Origin of the sequence: Mycobacterium triplex (assembly GCF_000689255.1) — a bacterium.
GTDB classification, from domain to species: Bacteria; Actinomycetota; Actinomycetes; order Mycobacteriales; family Mycobacteriaceae; genus Mycobacterium; species Mycobacterium triplex.
Genome location: NZ_HG964446.1, coordinates 4,317,060 through 4,335,315, shown reverse-complemented (window position 1 = coordinate 4,335,315; position 18,256 = coordinate 4,317,060). Strand labels below are relative to the sequence as shown.

20 protein-coding genes and 1 pseudogene are annotated in these 18,256 nt (G+C 66.3%); 15 read left to right on the top strand and 6 right to left on the bottom strand.

Going from position 1 to position 18,256, the window contains the following annotated elements:
• The first annotated feature begins 1 nt into the window (after position 1).
• The 5 genes from BN973_RS20055 (at position 2) to BN973_RS20035 (ending at position 3,142) form a co-directional block, all read left to right on the top strand.
• Positions 2–859 (top strand): acyl-CoA thioesterase, encoded by an 858-nt coding sequence (locus BN973_RS20055; RefSeq protein WP_051641375.1) that lies wholly within the window; start codon positions 2–4, stop codon positions 857–859.
• Positions 840–1,247 (top strand): hypothetical protein, encoded by a 408-nt coding sequence (locus BN973_RS20050; protein ID WP_036470394.1) that lies wholly within the window; start codon positions 840–842, stop codon positions 1,245–1,247. Before BN973_RS20055 ends, BN973_RS20050 begins: the two co-directional genes overlap by 20 nt.
• 20 nt (positions 1,248–1,267) lie before the next feature.
• The gene (locus BN973_RS20045) at positions 1,268–1,822 is read left to right on the top strand and encodes a GNAT family N-acetyltransferase (protein WP_036470392.1); all 555 of its coding nucleotides are present in this window, start codon (positions 1,268–1,270) and stop codon (positions 1,820–1,822) included.
• A 121-nt stretch (positions 1,823–1,943) separates the two neighbouring features.
• Complete coding sequence (locus tag BN973_RS20040; RefSeq protein ID WP_139830239.1) at positions 1,944–2,309, top strand: hotdog family protein; 366 nt, start codon at positions 1,944–1,946, stop codon at positions 2,307–2,309.
• Positions 2,310–2,323: 14 nt separating this feature from the next.
• On the top strand, positions 2,324–3,142 hold the full coding sequence (locus tag BN973_RS20035) for an isocitrate lyase/PEP mutase family protein (RefSeq protein WP_036472764.1): 819 nt from the start codon (positions 2,324–2,326) through the stop codon (positions 3,140–3,142).
• Between the two features lie 2 nt (positions 3,143–3,144).
• Here BN973_RS20035 and BN973_RS20030 read toward each other — a convergent pair whose 3' ends face one another.
• Both BN973_RS20030 and BN973_RS31770 read right to left on the bottom strand, forming a co-directional pair.
• Complete coding sequence (locus tag BN973_RS20030; protein ID WP_036470390.1) at positions 3,145–3,552, bottom strand: hypothetical protein; 408 nt, start codon at positions 3,550–3,552, stop codon at positions 3,145–3,147.
• Positions 3,553–3,764: 212 nt separating this feature from the next.
• Positions 3,765–4,181 (bottom strand): YbhB/YbcL family Raf kinase inhibitor-like protein, encoded by a 417-nt coding sequence (locus BN973_RS31770; RefSeq protein WP_051641374.1) that lies wholly within the window; start codon positions 4,179–4,181, stop codon positions 3,765–3,767.
• Between the two features lie 10 nt (positions 4,182–4,191).
• On the opposite strand from BN973_RS31770, the pseudogene BN973_RS30660 reads away from it, so the two are divergent.
• Positions 4,192–4,692, top strand: a pseudogene (locus BN973_RS30660) (UTRA domain-containing protein); the annotation flags it as partial.
• Here the strand turns inward: BN973_RS30660 and BN973_RS20015 are convergent.
• Both BN973_RS20015 and BN973_RS20010 read right to left on the bottom strand, forming a co-directional pair.
• Positions 4,617–5,246 (bottom strand): methyltransferase family protein, encoded by a 630-nt coding sequence (locus tag BN973_RS20015; protein WP_036470389.1) that lies wholly within the window; start codon positions 5,244–5,246, stop codon positions 4,617–4,619. The pseudogene BN973_RS30660 and the gene BN973_RS20015 sit on opposite strands and share 76 nt — an antisense overlap.
• Entirely contained in the window at positions 5,243–6,121 is an 879-nt protein-coding gene (locus tag BN973_RS20010) for a ribokinase (protein ID WP_036470388.1), read from the bottom strand. The genes BN973_RS20015 and BN973_RS20010 overlap by 4 nt, the downstream gene beginning before the upstream one ends.
• Positions 6,122–6,304: 183 nt before the next feature.
• Here BN973_RS20010 and BN973_RS20005 point away from each other — a divergent pair, with 183 nt between their 5' ends.
• From BN973_RS20005 to BN973_RS19985, 5 genes are read left to right on the top strand one after another with little or no spacing between them, the layout of a single operon-like run.
• The gene (locus BN973_RS20005; RefSeq protein ID WP_139830247.1) at positions 6,305–8,458 is read left to right on the top strand and encodes an adenylate/guanylate cyclase domain-containing protein; all 2,154 of its coding nucleotides are present in this window, start codon (positions 6,305–6,307) and stop codon (positions 8,456–8,458) included.
• Complete coding sequence (locus BN973_RS20000; RefSeq protein ID WP_036470385.1) at positions 8,455–9,858, top strand: mechanosensitive ion channel domain-containing protein; 1,404 nt, start codon at positions 8,455–8,457, stop codon at positions 9,856–9,858. Before BN973_RS20005 ends, BN973_RS20000 begins: the two co-directional genes overlap by 4 nt.
• A gap of 58 nt (positions 9,859–9,916) precedes the next feature.
• On the top strand, positions 9,917–11,164 hold the full coding sequence (locus tag BN973_RS19995) for a glutamate-5-semialdehyde dehydrogenase (protein ID WP_051641373.1): 1,248 nt from the start codon (positions 9,917–9,919) through the stop codon (positions 11,162–11,164).
• Positions 11,165–11,196: 32 nt separating this feature from the next.
• On the top strand, positions 11,197–12,072 hold the full coding sequence (locus BN973_RS19990; protein ID WP_036470381.1) for an AAA family ATPase: 876 nt from the start codon (positions 11,197–11,199) through the stop codon (positions 12,070–12,072).
• Positions 12,072–13,520, top strand: a complete 1,449-nt coding sequence (locus BN973_RS19985; protein WP_036470379.1) for a vWA domain-containing protein — start codon at positions 12,072–12,074, stop codon at positions 13,518–13,520. Before BN973_RS19990 ends, BN973_RS19985 begins: the two co-directional genes overlap by 1 nt.
• On the opposite strand, the gene BN973_RS19980 is transcribed toward BN973_RS19985, so the two are convergent.
• Positions 13,521–14,567, bottom strand: a complete 1,047-nt coding sequence (locus BN973_RS19980) for a class I SAM-dependent methyltransferase (protein ID WP_036470378.1) — start codon at positions 14,565–14,567, stop codon at positions 13,521–13,523. It lies immediately after the preceding gene.
• A 45-nt stretch (positions 14,568–14,612) separates the two neighbouring features.
• A complete protein-coding gene (locus BN973_RS19975) occupies positions 14,613–15,674 on the bottom strand; it encodes a class I SAM-dependent methyltransferase (protein ID WP_036470377.1) in 1,062 nt (353 codons plus the stop codon).
• Between the two features lie 116 nt (positions 15,675–15,790).
• Here BN973_RS19975 and nadD point away from each other — a divergent pair, with 116 nt between their 5' ends.
• Genes nadD through octT form a run of 4 tightly spaced genes read left to right on the top strand, consistent with a single transcriptional unit; the run spans position 15,791 to position 18,256 of the window.
• Positions 15,791–16,471: a nicotinate-nucleotide adenylyltransferase gene (gene nadD, locus BN973_RS19970; RefSeq protein WP_084163466.1), complete on the top strand. Its 681-nt coding sequence runs from the start codon at positions 15,791–15,793 to the stop codon at positions 16,469–16,471.
• Positions 16,468–16,857, top strand: coding sequence for a ribosome silencing factor (rsfS, locus tag BN973_RS19965; RefSeq protein WP_036470373.1), 390 nt, complete (start codon positions 16,468–16,470; stop codon positions 16,855–16,857). Before nadD ends, rsfS begins: the two co-directional genes overlap by 4 nt.
• Complete coding sequence (gene gpgP / locus BN973_RS19960) at positions 16,854–17,513, top strand: glucosyl-3-phosphoglycerate phosphatase (RefSeq protein ID WP_036470372.1); 660 nt, start codon at positions 16,854–16,856, stop codon at positions 17,511–17,513. The genes rsfS and gpgP overlap by 4 nt, the downstream gene beginning before the upstream one ends.
• Positions 17,514–17,518: 5 nt before the next feature.
• Entirely contained in the window at positions 17,519–18,256 is a 738-nt protein-coding gene (gene octT / locus BN973_RS19955; RefSeq protein WP_036472761.1) for a diglucosylglycerate octanoyltransferase, read from the top strand.

The following is an 18,256-nucleotide window of genomic DNA, read 5'->3' as shown; positions in this document are numbered from 1 at the left end:
CATGTCGTCGTCACATCCGCTCGACGCCGCGATTCGACTAAGCATCGTGGATGGCAACACCTTTCATGGTCGCACGCGTCCCGAATGGGACTCCATGGTTGGCCCCTTCGGGGGGATCACTGCCGCGGTCTTGCTGCGTGCAGTCGAAACGCATCCGGACCGCATCGGTGAACCGGTGGCGCTGACTGTCAACTTTGCGGCGCCCATCGGGCCAGGGGGATTCGACATTTCGCTTCGGGCTGCCCGCACCAATCGGACGAACCAGCACTGGACGGTCGAGCTCAGCCAGAACGGCGATGTGAAGACCACCGCGACCGCGTTGTTCGGAATTCACCGCGACACGTGGGCAGACACCGAAGCTCATCCACCCAGCGTGTCGCCGCCGGAACAGATCGATCGCGACAGCGCCCAAGAAGACTTCGTGCGCTGGGCACACTTCTACGACTTGAGGTTTGCCGAGGGTCGCTTTCCCGGCGAGGGGGCGCAACCCAGTTCGACTGCGACGACCACGATGTGGATACGCGATACAGCGCGGCGCCCGATTGACTACGCGGCGCTCGCGACGCTCTGCGATATCTTCTGTCCTCGCGTTTTCCTGCGCTGCGGTGGGCCGACAGCCGCCGGCACCATCACCGCGACGACGTATTTCCACGCCGATCAGCATGCGTTGGATGCCGTCGGAGACGACTTCGTGCTGGGCACCGCGCACGCGAACCGCTTTTCGGGCGGCTACTTCGACCAAAGTGCGCAGCTGTGGACACGCGACGGCGTGCTCCTGGCCACCTCACACCAGTTCGTCTACTTCAAAGGAGACGTCTGCCACTCCGGGGAGGAAATTCATGTCCGCCAACGTAATTGACCATAGGGGCAGCCGGGACGGATTTCTTCGTCTGGCGATGCGCGGGGATGCCGCGATCAGCGGCTTCTTCGGGGTAGCCGGTCTGGTCGGCTGGATACCCGAGTTTTCCGGCACCACAAAGACGTTCGGGTATGGCGTCGACTCGTTCTTCGTCGTCTACGGCGTGATTGTCTGGGCGCTGGCGGCGATGCCGGTGGTGCGTCGTGCCGGCATCGGTGTGGTCGTCGCGAACCTTCTCTACACGGCGGCAGTAGCCGTTCTTCTAGCTACGCACGCATTTTCGTTGACCGACAGCGGTGTGACCTTCGCGGTGGCGTCCGCCGTCTACACGCTGACGTGTGCACAACTGCAATACATTGGCTGGCGCCGTATCAGGAGTTTCCGATGATGCCGGCCACTCGTACTGACATGGCCGTGGCGGGCCGGGTGCGGCAGTGTCGCGGGGCAGAAAAGGAGATCCGCCGATCATCGCTGGTCTGCCTCCGGCGGGCCAGGTCGAGCGACGGGCCGGCATTGCTGCGCATGCACGAACGTTGCAGCCTTGCGACGCGCTATGCCAGATGGTTGGCGCCGAGCCCGATCTTCCCGGCAGCGTATCTACGATCGGTGCTGGCGGGCGGCCCCGAATACGTTGCGATCGTGGCGGCGTGTAGCGGCCGTCCGTCACGTGTCGTCGGATTGGCCAGTGCCGCATTGACTTCGGAAGGTGATCGGGAACTCGGCTTCCTGATCGAGGATCATTACCAGGGCCTGGGTATCGGTACGGCGATGCTCGTCGCACTGATGGATCTGATCGGACCGGATCAGGGCCTGGTCGTCTCGGCGCACTTCGAGAATCACTGGCTGCTTGACAAGCTTTTGCAGTTCGGGACGGTCGTAACTCACACCGACCACGGCGTCATCGATGCGCGGGTGTTTCGAGGGCCACGAGGCCGCAGTACCGGTGATGGAGGGGAAATCTAACGTGGCGTATGACTATGCCGTTTCCTCGGAGTGGCTAACGACTACCGGCCGACCACATCGAGGTCGCTGTGGGATTAGTGTCTATCCGATAGTCGAGACCAAAGAGGCTCGCTACAGCGACATGGACGTGAACGGCCACCTCAACCATTTGGCGTTGGAAGCGGTTCACGAAGACGCGAGGGCACGGATCAACCAGATGTATGTCCCCGGTGCGTACGACCCGGTGAATCGGGTCTTCAGACTGGTGACTTCGCAAAACGTGGTGCATTTCCTGGCTGAGGTGTATTGGCCCGCAACTCTGAAGGTAGGTATCGGAATTGGCGGCATCGGCCGTACGTCGGTCGTCGTCTCGTCCGGCATTTTCCATGACGGCAGATGCATCAGCGTCTGCGATATGACACTCGTTCTGGTGGCAGATGACGGTCCCGTCGCCTTCTCCGCCGACAACCGGGAATTGATGCGAAAGCTTTTGCTGCACAACGTATGAAGAAGGAGATCGGTATGAGACAGGCCGAGCACTACGAGCAGTTCCGTGCCTTGCATCAACAGGTCGAAGCGTTTGTGATGCCCAACGCTTGGGACGGGTTGTCGGCACTGATTTTCAAGCAAGCCGGTTTTGGTGCGCTGGGCACGTCGTCGGCGGCGCTGGCCGCCGCGTTGGGCCGACCCGATGGCCGTCACGCTGTCAGCGTCTCCGAGCATTTGGCGCACGCCAAGCTGCTCATTGAGGTCGGTGGTCTGCCCGTCAATGGTGACTTTGAGGACGGATACGGCGCCACGCCGCAGGACGTGGCGGCGACCGTAGTCGCCGCTATCGATGCCGGGCTGGCCGGGATTGGAGTCGAGGACACCTCTGGCGATCCTGCCAATCCAATCCGAGATTTCGACGACGCGGTCGCACGGGTTCGGGCAGCGGCGCATGCCGGGCGTGGCCGTATTGTCCTCACTGGACGCACCGACAATTTCCTGCACGGCCGCAACGATCTTGATGACACGATCCGCCGTTTGACCGCATTTGCGGAGGCCGGTGCGGACGTGCTGTACGCCCCATACCCGCCGGACATGGCGGCCGTCGCCGCGATCGTCAAGGCGGTCGCTCCCAAGCCCGTCAACATCGTGGTGGGCACCAAGACGGAGCGGCCGACGGTGGGGGAACTGTCGGCGGCCGGGGTCAAGCGCATCAGCACCGGGGCGGCGCTCTACAACCACGCTGCCGCGGCGGTGCAGGCCGCGGCAGCGTTGCTGACAAGAGGCGACCTCGCGGGCGCGACGACCGGGATGCCGGCGCGAGACGTCGCCGCCCTGATGCTGGGTGATTAGGGTTACGCCCTCGCGCGGCGCCAGCCCTGATATTGCAGTTCGGCGAAGAACAGCGTGTAGATGCCGGATGCCAAGGTGAGAACCACGCCGGTGGTGGTCAACGGGAAGACGTCGGCGAGCACCAGAACGACGGTGGCCACCGTGAAGAGCAGGTTGCCGACCACGACGGCCATGCCGGCGCGGCGTACCGACGGCAGGGTGGCCAGCCAGAGCACGAGCACGCCGTAACCGATCAGGAACGCGGCCATGCCGTATTCGAACGTCTTCGTGGTGCCCGACGCCGTGGCCAGGTAGCCGGCCAACGGGACACCGGCGAGGCCGGCCAGGCCGCTGATGGCAGCGTCGGCGCGCATCGCGAGGCGAAGCAAACCCTCGCGGGTGCCTTTTCGGTCAAGAGTGGTGGCGGACATGACGTTCCTTTCCGATCGGGGAGATTACCCCACCGACGTTGCTCCCTAGAGCACTGCCAGATCGACGTCAGACGCTGCCAACTAGTGCCAACCGCAGGTCAAAGGGCTGCGGTGCCGACTGTTGGAAGGCCGCGAGCGTAACGCCACGGCAAGAATTCGGGCTTGATGTGGCCGTGGCGTTACGCTCGCCAACGGCGCTGGGCGACCAAGCTTTAACGTTCGTAGGTGCCGGTCAGTGTGCCGCGGGCCAGGACATGTCCGGCCATCGCGGCCAGCAGCGCCTTGACCGTGGCGACGGTGTCCGGAATCTGCTGGTCGATTGCAAACACGTGGAAGCGGTAGTGATGGGGTCCGTGGCCGGGAATCGGCCGCGGGCCGGCATAGCCGCGATGGCCCAGATCGGCACGGATGAACCGGATCCCCGGCGTGCCCGGCCGCAACGAGCCCGCCGCGACGTGGTCCAACGCCGGATCGATCACGGCGACGGTGTGCAGCAGCGGGCGGGGCAGCGGCACATCGACGTCGTCGATGATGAGGACCGTCTGTCGGGTCCCGGCCGGTAGCCCGTCCCAGCGCAGATGCGGTGACGTGTTGTCGCCGACGCCTTTGCCCGCACTCGACGACGGCATCGCTTCGCCGTCGGCGAAGGCCGCCGTCGGCGACGCGCTCGAGACATCCGGCGAGCTGCTGCACATCGTGCGGGTGCGGCGCCAGCGGCGAACCGGTGAGCCGGTGATGGTCACCGACGCGTGGCTGCCAAACGAACTGGCGGACAAGCTGACCGGGCGCGCGTTGCGGCGCGAACCGCTCTACGAGTTGCTGTCGGATGCCGGGGTCGAGGTGGAGCGGATGCGGCACGAGATCACCGCCGAGATCGCCGGCCCGCGCCACGCCCGGCTGCTGGACACCGCGATCGGCGCCGCGCTGCTACGCGTCAATCGCCTGGCGTTCGTGGCGGACCGGCCACATCACTATCTGTCGATTCTGTTGTCGCCGAGCCGCAGTCGCGTGCTGATGAGTCAATCGGCCGTCGAGCTGGAGACCGGCGACGGCCTGGCGATCGCTCACGACGCGCGCCGGGACTCGCGCCAGCGAACCAGCCCGACACCCGGGACGAATCGACCGACGGTAGCCGAATAGGCCCGATACGCGTCGCCGTGGGCTCGCAGCAGGTGCGGTTCCTCGACATGGCGTACCTGCAGCTCGACGGTGCCGACGAGCAGGATAAAGCCCGCGCAGGCAACGATATTCGGGGTCACCAGTGCGACCCCGAAGCCAAACGTGAACATCGCGGTGTAGATCGGGTTGCGCACTTGCCCGAAAACCCCGGTGCGCACCAGCGTGGTGGTCTCCTGTTCGTCCACCCCGATCCGCCAGGAATCACCCATCTGCAGTTGCGCGTATACCGTGGCGGCGATGCCCAGAATCGCGATCAGGATCCCGGCGTATTGGATCCATCCGGAGCTCAACGCGCTCAACGGGGCAACGACGTTGCACAGCTGCAGGATTGGCGCACTCACCGCGACCAACAGCGCGAGCGCAAACCCGGCGCCGGCGATCCAATCCGTCACCCCGCCGTTGATCCGGCGAAAGCCGGTGGAGCCGGTGCGTCGGTGCTGCAGCCAACTGCGCCAACCGAATCCGAGCACGCCGAATACACCGAAGAGCACCAGGGCGACGACGGCGGCGTTCATCGCGCGGGGTCGGGCAATGCCGCTTCGATGGCGTCGGACTGCGGTGCGCAGTCACCGGCCCCGGGCACCAGTGTCGACAGCGCGGCCGCGGTGCAGGCCCGCTGTAGTGCGGCCAGTCGCTGGGCTCGTGACCCCGGGTCGCGTGGCCAGTGCGCCGCCAGCACTCCCGCGAAGACGTCGCCGGCGCCGGTTGTGTCAACCGGGTTGACCTCTGGCGCCGGGACCCAGAGCTCGTCGTCCGGACTGACGTAGCGGGCACCGCGGGAGCCGAGAGTCGTTACCAAATGAGCTGGACGCCAGGGCAATTCGTGGGTTTCGGTCTCATTGGTGATCACGACGTCCGCGAGGTCCACCAGTTCGGCCAGCGCGCTTCGCTCGTGGTGGCTCGGTGAGGCATTGACGATGACCGCCGCGCCGGCCGTCTTGGCCTCGCGTGCTGCGGCCACCGCGGTGGCCAGCGGAATCTCCAACTGAGTCAACAGCACGTCGCAGTCGGCGACCGCGCGGCTGGCAGCGCTGCTCAGCGTCAGCTGTCCGTTGGCGCCGGGCGCCACCACGATGGTGTTCTGCGCGCCGGCGTCCACCACGATGATCGCCGTACCACTGGGACCGGGCACGGCTGCCGTCGCGTCCAGCCCAACGCCGTTGGCCAACAGGTGTGCCCGCAGCGGTTCGGCAGCCGCGTCGTCGCCGACGGCGCCGACGAACTGCACCCGTGCCCCCGCGCGGGCCGCGGCCACCGCCTGGTTGCCACCCTTGCCGCCGGGTGCATAGCTCAACGACGACGCGAGCACCGTCTCGCCCGGCCGGGGAAGGGCGGCGACGTCGCAGGTGATGTCCATGTTCACGCTGCCGACGACACAGACCCGTGTCATTTGCTCAACGTTAGTCCCATGTTGCCCGCGTTTGGGGATTAGCCGCGGGGCGCAAACGCCGATTTTGTGATGTCCGCGCGCTAGTCTGCTGCGTTAGCAGCGCTGCAATTGCCTTATGGAAAGGGGAAGTGCGTGGGATCGAGCGAGGTGACCGACGCCGAATCCGCCCCGGTTCAGGAAGCAATGACGTCAAAGGGTGAGCGTCGGAAGAGTCAGCGGTTTCGTCGCCGGCGTTTCTTCCGGGTAGGCATCCAATCCAAGCTGCTGATGACGCTGCTGATCTGCAGCATCTTTTCGGTATCGGTGGTCGGCCTGATCGGGGCCGTCACCGGTCGTAGTGCGCTGCGGCAGGTCGAGGCCGAGCGGCTGATCGAATTGCGCGAGTCGCAGAAGCGGCAGTTGCACACGCTGTTCAAGCAGATCACGAATTCGCTACTCGTCTACAGCGGCGGGTTCAGCATCGTTCAGGCAATGGAGGCGTTCGGCAACGGCTTCAATCAGTTGGGCAACGCGACGATCAGCCCCGCTCAGCAACAGGCGCTCGTCAACTACTACGACAACAACATGATCAAACCGATCAAACGGATCACCGGCGAAACGGTCGATATCAATGCGGTGATGCCGAGTTCCAACGCGCAGAAATACCTGCAGGCGAACTACACCGCGACGCCCCGGCCGGGCGGTGACGATTCGCCCGTCGTGGATGCGGGCGACGGCAGCGCATGGTCGGCGGCCAACGCCCGATTCGACTTCTACATGCGCGGCATCGTCACCCGGTTCGAGTACCGGGATCTGCTGCTGATGGACACCCAGGGCAATGTCGTCTATTCCGTGGCCAAGGGCCCCGACCTCGGCACCAATATTCTGACCGGCCCGTATCGCGAATCCAATCTGCGCGATGCATTCCAAAAGGCGTTGCGTTCCAACGATGTCGACTTCGTCTGGATCACCGACTTCCAGACGTATCAACCGGCACTGGACGCCCCCACCGGTTGGGTGGTGTCGCCGATCGGCATGAACGGAAAGATCGACGGCGTGATGGCGTGGCCGTTGCCGACGCCAAAAATCAACCGGATCATGACCGCGGAGAAGCAGTGGGCCGCCGCCGGCATGGGCCCGTCGACCGAATCGTATTTGGTGGGCCCCGACGGCTTGATGCGGTCCGATTCCCGGCTATTTCTTGAGGATCCGGCGGAATATCGCAAGGAAGCCGTCGCCGCCGGAACGCGGCCCGACGTCGCGGACATGGCGGTCAAATTGGGCACCACGATCCTCGTACAGCCGGTACAAAGCCCGGGTCTTCGTGCCGCCCAACGCGGTCAGTCGGGCACCGTCACGGCCACCGATTACACCGGTAACAACGAGATGGAGGCCTACACCCCGTTGACGGTGCCGGACTCGGATCTGCATTGGTCGATCTTGGTGACGCGTGACGATTCCGATGCTTTTGCGCGGCTCGGCAGATTCAGCAAAACGCTGGTGATCGGTGTCGCGTCGATGATCTTCATCGTGTGCGTCGCCTCGATGGTGCTTGCCCAGATCATGCTGCGGCCGGTCCGGCGGCTCCAGGCGGGTACCCAGAAGATCAGCTCCGGTGACTACGAGGTCAACATCCCGGTCATGTCGCGCGACGAAATCGGGGACCTCACGCTGGCTTTCAACGAGATGAGCCGGAATCTGGCGATCAAGGATCAGCTGCTCAACGAGCAGCGGAAAGAAAACGACCGGCTGTTGCTGGCGTTGATGCCGGAGTCGGTGGCGCAACGCTATCGCGAGGGCCAGGAGACCATTGCGCAAAAGCACCAGGACGTGGCCATCATCTACGCCGATATCGTTGGGCTGGACGAGATTTCGATCGATCTGTCCGGCGACGAACTGGTGGGCATCGTCGACGAGCTGTTCCGCCAGTTTGACGCGGCAGCCGAAGCGATGGGCATCGAACGGATTCGCACCTTCCACAACGGTTACCTCGCCAGCTGCGGAGTGGTCACCCCGCGATTGGACAGCATCCACCGAAGCCTCGACTTCGCGCTGGAGATGCGGCAGATCATCGATCGGTTCAACAGCCAAACCTCACACGAGCTGAAGCTGCGGGTCGGCATCAACACCGGCAACGTGGTCAGCGGATTGGTGGGACGATCGGGTCTCGTCTTCGACATGTGGGGTGGCGCGGTAAGCCTGGCTTACCAAATGCACAGTGGCGCACCGCAACCCGGTATATATGTCACCTCTCGGGTGTACGAGGCGATGCGGGATGTCCGGCAATTCACGCCGGCCGGCACGATCTCGGTCGCCGGATCAGATCAGGCGATCTATCGGTTGTCGGAGCGGCAATGAACGCATTCCACTCGTCGTGGTTCTACTGGGCAATCGGCGTAGCGGTCGGATTCCCGTTCACGCTGATCCTGATCACCGAGCTGCACCACGCGCTGCTTCGCCGAAACAATCGCTTGGCCAGACAGGTCGGTCTGCTGCGCAACTTCGTGCTGCCGCTGGGCGCGCTGTTGCTGCTGCTGGTCAACGCCGCGCAAGTCTCGGCCGGAGACGGGTTGGTGCGCATCCTGTCGACCGTGTTCGGCTTCCTGGTGCTGGTCATGTTGCTGTCCGGGCTCAACGCGACCGTATTCGAGGGCGCACCGCAAGACAGCTGGCGCAAACGACTGCCCACGATTTTCCTCGATGTCGCCCGGTTCGCGCTGATCGGTGTCGGCCTGGCCGTCATCTTGTCCGCCGTGTGGGGCGTGCGGGTCGGAGGCCTGTTCACCGCGCTGGGCGTGACCTCGGTCGTCTTGGGTTTGATGCTGCAGAACTCCGTCGGCCAGATCGTGTCGGGCCTGTTCATGTTGTTCGAGCAGCCCTTCCGCATCGACGACTGGCTCGATGCGTCGAACGAGCGCGGCCGCGTCGTCGAGGTGAACTGGCGGGCCGTACACATCCAAACCGGCAGCGGAATCCGGGTCGTGCCGAACTCGATGCTGGCCAGTACCTCGTTCACGAATCTCAGTCGTCCGCCCGGCTCCCACAAGCTGTCGATCAAGACGCAGTTCGCGGTCGCCGACCCGCCCGACCGGGTCTGCGCGATGCTGAACCGTGTCGCGCGCGAGCTGCCGCAACTGCAGGCGGGCAGCGTGCCCCGTTCGGTTCCGGTCGGCAAGGGCGAGTACGCCACGAGCATCGGGCTGAGCTCGCCCGCCGACGACGGCGGCGCGCGGTCGACCTTTCTGCGCTGGATCTGGTACGCCGCACGGCGGGAAGAACTGCACCTCGACGATGCCGACGACGACTACTCGACCAGGGAACGGGTCGAAGACGCGTTGCAGACCGTGGTGGCGCCGGCGTTACGGCTCAGCGTTGCCGACCAGCAGGCGCTGCACTCCTCGGCGCGCGTGGTGCTCTACGGCGCCGAGGAAATCGTCGAGTACGCCGGGCAGGTGCCGGCGGGGATGACGTTCCTGATCGCCGGGCGGGTGCAGATGATGGCGACGGCCGAGGACGGATCGGTGGTGCCGATCAGCACGCTGGAGGCGGGTTCCTTCCTGGGCCTGACCGCGCTGACCCGGCAACCGAATCTCGCGAGCGCCTATGCATTGGAAGAGGTCACCGCGTTGATCATCGATCGCGAGCACCTCGAGCATCTCGTGAAGCGGGAACCGTTGCTGCTACAGGATTTTGGCAACATCCTCGAGGAGCGGCAGCGGAAAGTGCGGCAAGCCGTGCGGGGTGAGCGGGTCGGGTGAGCCCGACCGGGACCCAGGCCGCCTTACTTGGCCGGCTCAAGCCCGATACCCTGGATCAATGAGTCTGCAAGCACCATCGCGTCCGGACTTGCGTCAGGAGGTCCACAACGCCGCCCGTCGCGCCCGCGCGGCGTCCCGCGCGCTGGCGTTGTTGCCGACGGCTGCCAAGGACCAGGCGCTGCAGTCCGCGGCCGAGGCCATCACCGCCAGCACCCGCCTGATCCTGGCGGCCAACGCGGAAGATCTGAAGGCCGCCCGGGCCGCCGGGACGCCCAACGCGATGCTCGACCGGTTGGCGTTGGACCCCAACCGGGTGGACGGAATCGCCGCTGGTCTGCGCCAGGTTGCCGGGCTGCCCGACCCGGTCGGCGAGGTGCTGCGCGGTTACACGTTGCCCAATGGGCTGCTATTGCGTCAGCAGCGGGTTCCGCTCGGCGTGGTCGGCATGATCTACGAGGGCCGGCCCAACGTCACGGTCGACGCGTTCGGCCTGGCGCTCAAGTCCGGCAATGCCGTCCTGCTGCGGGGCAGTTCCTCGGCGGCACGATCCAACCAGGCGCTGGTCGAGGTGCTGCGGGCCTCCCTGGTCAGCGAGGACCTGCCCGCCGACGCGGTCCAGCTGCTCTCCGCCGATGACCGCTCCACGGTCACCCACCTGATCCAGGCGCGCGGCCTGGTCGACGTGGTGATCCCCCGCGGGGGAGCGAGCCTGATCGACGCGGTGGTGCGCGACGCGCAGGTGCCCACCATCGAGACCGGTGTCGGCAACTGCCACGTCTACGTGGACGCGGGCGCCGACCTGGATGTGGCGGAACGGATTCTGCTGAACTCCAAGACCCGGCGGCCCAGCGTGTGCAACGCCGCCGAGACGCTGTTGGTGGACGCCGCGATCGCCGGGCACGCGGTGCCCCGGCTGGTGGCGGCCCTGCAGGACGCCGGTGTGACGGTTCATCTGGATCCGGACGAGGACAACTTGCGCCGCGAGTACCTGTCGATGGACATCGCGGTGGCCGTGGTCGACGGCGTCGACGCCGCGATCGCCCACATCAACGAATACGGCACCGGACACACCGAGGCCATCGTCACCACCAATATGGCTGCGGCCCAACGATTTTCCGACGGCGTCGATGCGGCCGCCGTCATGGTCAACGCATCGACGTCGTTCACCGACGGCGAGCAATTCGGCTTCGGCGCCGAGATCGGCATCTCGACGCAGAAGCTGCATGCCCGAGGTCCGATGGGCCTGCCCGAACTGACCTCGACCAAATGGATCGCCTGGGGGGATGGCCAGGTTCGCCCGACCTAGCCCACCAAAAGCGTTTTAGGAGAACTGAGATTGTGAGCGTGCCCGCCCGGTCCACCCCGCTGTTCGCGGACATCAGCGACGTCTCGCGGCGGTTGGCCGAGACCGGCTACCTGCCCGACACGGCCACCGCGACCGCCGTGTTCCTCGCCGACCGGCTGGGCAAGCCGCTGCTGGTCGAGGGTCCCGCCGGGGTCGGCAAGACCGAGCTGGCGCGTGCCATCGCGCAAGCCACCGGCTCCGGCCTGGTTCGACTGCAGTGCTACGAGGGGGTCGACGAGGCGCGCGCACTGTACGAGTGGAACCACGCCAAGCAGATCCTGCGCATTCAGGCCGGCTCCGGAGACTGGGACCAGACCAAAGACGACGTGTTCAGCGAGGAGTTCCTGCTGCAGCGCCCCCTGCTGACCGCGATCCGGCGCACCGAGCCGACGGTGCTGCTGATCGACGAGACCGACAAGGCCGACATCGAGATCGAGGGCCTGCTGCTCGAGGTGCTCTCCGACTTCGCGGTCACCGTTCCCGAGCTGGGCACGATCACCGCCGAGCGCACGCCGCTGGTAGTGCTGACGTCGAACGCCACCCGCGAACTGTCCGAAGCGCTCAAGCGTCGCTGCCTGTTCCTGCACATCGACTTCCCGACGCCCGACCTGGAACGGCGCATCCTGCTGTCCCGGGTCCCCGAGCTGCCAGCGCATCTGGCCGAAGAGTTGGTGCGCATCATCGGCGTCATGCGCGGCATGCAGCTCAAGAAGGTGCCGTCCATCGCCGAGACCATCGACTGGGGCCGCACGCTGCTGGCGCTGGGCCTGGACACCATTGACGACGCGGTCGTTGCCCAGACGCTCGGCGTGGTCCTCAAACACCAATCCGACCAGCAACGCGCGGCCGGGGAACTCAGGCTGAACTGATGCCCCCGCGCCGCATCCGCCCCAGCAGGCCGCTCGCCCCGCACGGGTTGCCGGGCCACCTGGTGGGATTCGTGGAAGCGCTTCGCGGAGTGGGGATTTCGGTGGGCCCGTCGGAGACTGTGGATGCCGGCCGGGTGATGGCCACCCTCGGTCTGGCTGACCGTGAGGTGCTGCGCGAAGGCATCGCGTGTGCGGTGCTGCGCCAGCCCGATCACCGCGACACCTACGACGCGATGTTCGACCTGTGGTTTCCCGCGGCGATGGGTGCGCGGGCGGTCGTCGTCGACGACGACGGCGGGGCCGGTGAAGACAGCGACGCCCTGCCCGCCGACGACGTCGACGCGATGCGCCAGATGCTGCTGGACCTGCTGACCCAGAACGAGGACCTGGCCGACATGGACGAGCGACTCGTCGCGATGATCGCGCGGATCGTGGAGGCCTACGGCAAATACAGTTCCAGCCGCGGCCCGTCGTTCTCGTCGTATCAGGCGCTCAAGGCGATGGCGCTGGACGAGCTGGAGGGCAAACTGCTGGCGGGCCTGCTCGCCCCGTATGGCGACGAGCCGAGTCCCACCCAAGAGCAGATCGCCAAAGCCCTTGCCGCGCAGCGGATTACCCAGTTGCGGAAGCTGGTCGACGCGGAGACCAAGCGGCGTACCGCCGAGCAGCTCGGCCGCGACCACGTGCAGATGTACGGCATCCCGCAGCTCGCCGAGAACGTCGAGTTTCTGCGGGCCTCCGGTGACCAGCTGCGCCAGATGCAGCGAGTCGTGGCCCCGCTGGCCCGCACCCTGGCGACCCGGCTGGCGGCCCGGCGCCGTCGCAGCCGGGCCGGGACGATCGACCTGCGCAAGACGCTGCGCAAGTCGATGTCCACCGGCGGAGTGCCGATCGACGTGGTGCTGGCAAAACCCCGTCCGGCGCGCCCGGAACTGGTCGTGCTGTGCGATGTGTCCGGTTCGGTGGCCGGGTTCAGCCACTTCACCCTGCTGCTGGTACACGCGCTGCGCCAACAGTTCTCACGGGTGCGGGTGTTCGCCTTCATCGACACCACCGACGAGGTCACCCACATGTTCGGTCCGGAATGCGATCTGGCCGTGGCGATTCAGCGGATCACCCGCGAAGCCGGCGTCTACAGCCGCGACGGCCACTCGGACTACGGCAACGCGTTCGTGTCGTTCGTGCAGGCCAATCCGAATGTGTTGTCACCGCGCAGCTCCCTGCTGGTGCTCGGCGACGGTCGCACCAACTACCGCGACCCGGCCATCGACGTGCTGTCCGACATGGTCACCGCCGCCCGGCACGCGCACTGGCTCAACCCCGAGCCCCGACACCTGTGGGGCAGCGGCGATTCGGCCGTGCCACGCTACGAAGAAGTGATCACCATGCACGAATGCCGGTCTGCCAAGCAGCTCGCCACGGTGATCGACCAGCTGCTGCCGGTCTGATCACGTCGTCTTCTGATAGACGAGCCAGCGCATCTCGATCGGCCGCGCGTCGCGGTCGATGGTGAACACGTCAAGGCCGCTGACCCAGTCGGCGTACCAGCTGGTTTGCGGCCACACCCCCTCGGGCAGGTGCGCCTTCTCGTAGTCGTACACCGAATCGTCGGCTACGAGTTCAAGCGGCAGTCCCGCTGCGGCGCTTGCCATCTCATGCCGGGTGAAGATCGTCGTGTACACCTGGTGCCCGAACTCGCGCGCGGCGTCGTCGGGCGTGTAGTTTCCACGCGGCAGGAACACGTTGAACACCAGGCGCCCGCCGGGGGTGAGGCGCTCGGCGGCGAGCTCGAACAGGCCGCGCAACTGCCGGGTCGACCTGAAGTCGGAGACCACCTCGGAGAGCACTATCAGCTGATAGTCGCACCGCAGCTCGTCGGCGGCGGCGAACACGTCGCGCACGATGACGCGCACGTCGAGGTCCTCGCGCTGCGCCTCGGCGCGGATCAGGTCGCCGAACTTCTCCGTCATCTCCACCACGTCGATGGGGTGTCCACGGCGCGCGAGCGGTAGGGCGTTGCGCCCGGTTCCCGCTCCGATCTCGAGCACGCGGCTCGCGGCGGGATCGCCGGCCTCGTTGGCCAGGTCCCATACCCGGGCGTCGGGCTCGGTGCCGAACAGCGGCGGTTCCCGGTGGCTGAGCCAATCTTCGTAGGCGCTCTCCACGGTCGACCAGGTGGCTTTGACGTGGAACCGCATCAGTGACCCGGCCTGACCCTGGTAGGCGATGACGATTCTCGACCGGGTCGACCTCGAGTAGGCCTCGGCCAGTTGGGTTTCCAATATCTCCCGCAGATGGGCGAGCTCGTCGTCGTCGAACGTCCGCCCGACGGCGGTGACGATGCCTGCGCACATCGACACGTACTCGTCGATCAGCCCCGGAACTGCCGACAGCGTGATCTCACCCTTGACGACCGTCTGCGTATAGAACCGCCGGTTGAGGGCGTCCCGTAGCTGTTCGTCCTGATCGACGCACCCGAGCAGCAATTCCTCCACACCGCTTCTTGTACACGACGAGCGGCTCGTCGGCGCGGCATGCCGTTAGGAAGACGTGAACTTCTGGTAGACGAGCCAGCGCATCTCGATCGGGCTCATGTCACGCACGATCGGGAAAGCGTTGACACCACGGATCCAGTCGGGGTACCACCGGGTGGGCGGCCACGCACCGGGCGGCAAGTGCGTCTTTTCGTAGCTGTACACCGCATCGTCGGCGATCAGCTCGAAGGGCAATCCGATTGCCGCAGTGTCGATCTCGCCGCGGGTGAACACGCCGGTGTGAAAATGCTGCCCGAACTCACGCGTCGCCTGATCCAGCGCGTGTTCGGGCGCCGCCAGAAACGTGTTGAACACCATTAGCGCCCCCGGCGCCAGACACCGACCGGCAAGCTCGAAAAGACCGCGTAGCTGCTCTGTCGATACGAAATCGGAGACCACTTCGGACAGCAGAATCAGCTGGTAGTCCCGCCGGAGTTCGTCAACCGCCGCGAAGACATCACCCACGACGACCCGCACGTCGACGGATTGTGCTGCGGCCTCGGAGCGAATGACGTCGGCGAATTCGTGGGTGAGTTCCACCGCGTCGACCGGATGTCCGCGTCGGGCCAGGGCCAGGGCGTTGCGCCCGATTCCGGCCCCGATATCGAGTACCGGATGCGTGGTGGGATCGGCGGCCTCGCGGGCCAGCGTCCACACCCGGGCGTCGGCTTGCTTACCGAACAGCGACGGCCCCGGGCGGTGCAGCCAGCGCGCGTAGTAGCGCTGCAGGGTCTGCGGGTGGGCGGTGATCTGAGACTGCACCGGCCGGCCGCGGAAGGCCGCGACCACGACCCGGACGATCGAACGCGTCGAAGCCGTGTGAGCCTCGGCCAACCGTCGCCCGAGCCGCCGCCGGACCCGAGCCCGTTCCTCCCCGGACAGCTCCCGGCCGAGTTCCGCACAGAGTCGACCGCACACGATCAGGTACTCGTCGATCAAGTCGGGTACAGCCGGCAGGTCGACCTTCGCGGCGACGTCGCCGACTGCCGCGGCGTCGAGCAGTTGCGCGACGATCGACTCCCGGAGCAACAGCGGCGCGCGCGCCGATTCGGCCGGTGAACTGTCCACAGAGTTCTTCTACACGACCGGGCGGGACTCGGCTCCCCGACGCAGGGACTGATGTGGCGGGTGGGACCACAGCGCGCCGACCGCTCGGCCCAAGCGGCCCGGTAAGCTGGCACATCGTGCAAAAGCGGCGCCGCAGGCTGGGAGTGATGGGTGGGACGTTCGACCCCATCCATTACGGGCACCTGGTCGCCGCCAGTGAGGTGGCCGACCTGTTCGACCTCGACGAAGTGGTGTTCGTGCCCAGCGGTCAGCCGTGGCAGAAGACCCGCAATGTCTCCGCCGCCGAGGACCGGTACCTGATGACGGTGATCGCGACCGCCTCCAATCCCCGGTTCTCGGTCAGCCGGGTCGACATCGACCGCGGTGGCCCCACCTACACCAAGGACACGTTGCAGGACTTGCACGCGCTGAACCCGGATTCCGAGCTGTTCTTCATCACCGGAGCCGACGCGCTGTCGTCCATCCTGTCCTGGCAGGGCTGGGAAGTGCTGTTCGAACTGGCACGGTTCATCGGCGTCAGCAGGCCCGGCTACGAGCTGCGCCACGAGCACATCACCGAGGTGCTCGGCGAGCTGGCCAAGGATGCGCTGACCCTGGTTGAGATTCCGGCGCTGGCGATCTCCTCGACAGACTGCCGTCAGCGTGCCGCCGAGCGCCGTCCGCTGTGGTACCTGATGCCCGACGGTGTCGTGCAGTACGTCTCCAAGCGCCGGCTTTACCGCGCCCCCGTCGCGGGAGAGGCCAAAGCGACACTCGGTCCGACGGAGTCCAGTCTTTCCGCGGGGAACAACCCGTGAGCGCCACCCGGGAAGCCATCGACATGGCGACGATCGCGGCGAACGCGGCGGCTGCCAAGCTCGCGAACGACGTTGTGGTGATCGACGTCTCGGGGCAATTGGTCATCACCGACTGCTTCGTGATCGCCTCGGCGTCCAACGAGCGGCAAGTCAACGCGATCGTCGACGAGGTCGAGGAGAAAATGCAGAAGGCCGGCTACAAGCCCGCGCGCCGTGAGGGTGCTCGGGAGGGACGCTGGACGCTGCTGGATTACCGCGACATCGTCGTGCACATACAGCACCAGGACGACCGCAACTTCTACGCACTGGACCGCTTGTGGGGTGACTGTCCGGTCATACCGGTGGACCTGGCGGGCGGTCCGCAGGATTCGGCGAGCGCGCAATGACGATCCGCCGGCTGTTGATGTTGCGGCACGGCCAAACCGACTTCAACGCCGGCAGCCGCATGCAGGGGCAGTTGGACTCCGCACTCACCGAATTGGGCCGCGCGCAGGCGGGCGCCGCCGCCGAGGTGCTGGGCAAGTTGCAGCCGCTGCTGATCGTGTCGTCGGATCTGCATCGTGCCTACGACACCGCGGTCACGCTGGGGGAGCGCACCGGGCTGCCGGTGCGGGTGGACGAGCGGCTGCGCGAGACACACCTGGGCGAATGGCAAGGCTTGACCCACACCGAGGTTGACGCGCAGGCCCCGGGCGCCCGGGCCACCTGGCGCGACGACGCCAGCTGGGCGCCGCACGGCGGGGAAAGCCGGGTCGACGTCGCCGCCCGCAGCGTGCCGCTGGTCGCCGAGCTGGTGGCCGGCGAATCGGAATGGGGAGAGGCCGACGAGCCCGACCGGCCGGTGATTCTGGTGGCCCACGGCGGCCTGATCGCCGCGTTATCGGCTGCGCTGCTGAAACTCCCGGTCGCCAACTGGCCGATGCTGGGTGGCCTGGGCAATGCCAGCTGGGTGCAGCTCTCCGGCCACTCGCAAGACTTAGGCGCCGAGTTCGGCGGCATCCGCTGGCGGCTCGACGTATGGAACGCTTCGGTGCAGGGCTGAAAACGATGTCCGCCGACGTACGACCCACGCTGCTGGTCTTCGCCGACTCGCTGTCCTACTACGGCCCCAGCGGGGGACTGCCCGCCGACGACCCCCGTATCTGGCCCAATATCGTTGCCTCACAACTGGATTGGGATATGGAGCTGATCGGCCGCATCGGCTGGACCTGTCGCGACGTGTGGTGGGCCGCCACGCAGGACCCCCGGTCCTGGGCGGCGCTGCCCAGGGCGGGCGCGGTGATCTTCGCGACCTGCGGGATGGATTCGCTGCCGTCGGTGCTGCCGACCGCACTGCGTGAATTGATCCGCTACGTCCGCCCGCCGTGGCTGCGGCGCTGGGTCCGCGACGGCTATGGCTGGGTGCAGCCCAGGCTTTCGCCGGTGGCCCGGGCCGCCTTGCCGCCCCATCTGACCGCCGAGTATCTCGAGCAGACCCGGGGCGCAATCGATTTCAACCGCCCGGGTATCCCGATCGTGGCATCGTTGCCGTCGGTGCATATCGCCGAGACCTACGGCAAGGCCCACCACGGCCGCGCCGGGACCGTGGCCGCGATCACGGAATGGGCGGAGCAGCACGACATTCCGCTGGTGGATCTCAAAGCCGCGGTGGCCGACCAGGTGATGAGTGGCCGTGGCAATCCCGACGGCATCCACTGGAATTTCGAAGCTCACCAGGCCGTCGCGGAGTTGATGCTCAAGGCGCTGGCCGAGGCCGGCGTGGCAACCGAGAAACCGCGCGGCTGA

What these genes read in the sequence shown, in the direction of transcription:
- BN973_RS19995 (WP_051641373.1), top strand. Translation starts at nt 9,917, where the DNA reads ATGAGTCTGCAAGCACCATCGCGTCCGGACTTGCGTCAGGAGGTCCAC.
- BN973_RS20035 (WP_036472764.1), top strand. Translation starts at nt 2,324, where the DNA reads ATGAGACAGGCCGAGCACTACGAGCAGTTCCGTGCCTTGCATCAACAG.
- BN973_RS19985 (WP_036470379.1), top strand. Translation starts at nt 12,072, where the DNA reads ATGCCCCCGCGCCGCATCCGCCCCAGCAGGCCGCTCGCCCCGCACGGG.
- BN973_RS20005 (WP_139830247.1), top strand. Translation starts at nt 6,305, where the DNA reads ATGACGTCAAAGGGTGAGCGTCGGAAGAGTCAGCGGTTTCGTCGCCGG.
- BN973_RS31770 (WP_051641374.1), bottom strand. Translation starts at nt 4,181, where the DNA reads ATGCCGTCGTCGAGTGCGGGCAAAGGCGTCGGCGACAACACGTCACCG.
- octT (WP_036472761.1), top strand. Translation starts at nt 17,519, where the DNA reads ATGTCCGCCGACGTACGACCCACGCTGCTGGTCTTCGCCGACTCGCTG.
- BN973_RS20040 (WP_139830239.1), top strand. Translation starts at nt 1,944, where the DNA reads ATGGACGTGAACGGCCACCTCAACCATTTGGCGTTGGAAGCGGTTCAC.
- BN973_RS20015 (WP_036470389.1), bottom strand. Translation starts at nt 5,246, where the DNA reads ATGAACGCCGCCGTCGTCGCCCTGGTGCTCTTCGGTGTATTCGGCGTG.
- BN973_RS20030 (WP_036470390.1), bottom strand. Translation starts at nt 3,552, where the DNA reads ATGTCCGCCACCACTCTTGACCGAAAAGGCACCCGCGAGGGTTTGCTT.
- BN973_RS20055 (WP_051641375.1), top strand. Translation starts at nt 2, where the DNA reads ATGTCGTCGTCACATCCGCTCGACGCCGCGATTCGACTAAGCATCGTG.
- BN973_RS20045 (WP_036470392.1), top strand. Translation starts at nt 1,268, where the DNA reads ATGGCCGTGGCGGGCCGGGTGCGGCAGTGTCGCGGGGCAGAAAAGGAG.
- BN973_RS20050 (WP_036470394.1), top strand. Translation starts at nt 840, where the DNA reads ATGTCCGCCAACGTAATTGACCATAGGGGCAGCCGGGACGGATTTCTT.
- BN973_RS20000 (WP_036470385.1), top strand. Translation starts at nt 8,455, where the DNA reads ATGAACGCATTCCACTCGTCGTGGTTCTACTGGGCAATCGGCGTAGCG.
- gpgP (WP_036470372.1), top strand. Translation starts at nt 16,854, where the DNA reads ATGACGATCCGCCGGCTGTTGATGTTGCGGCACGGCCAAACCGACTTC.
- BN973_RS20010 (WP_036470388.1), bottom strand. Translation starts at nt 6,121, where the DNA reads ATGACACGGGTCTGTGTCGTCGGCAGCGTGAACATGGACATCACCTGC.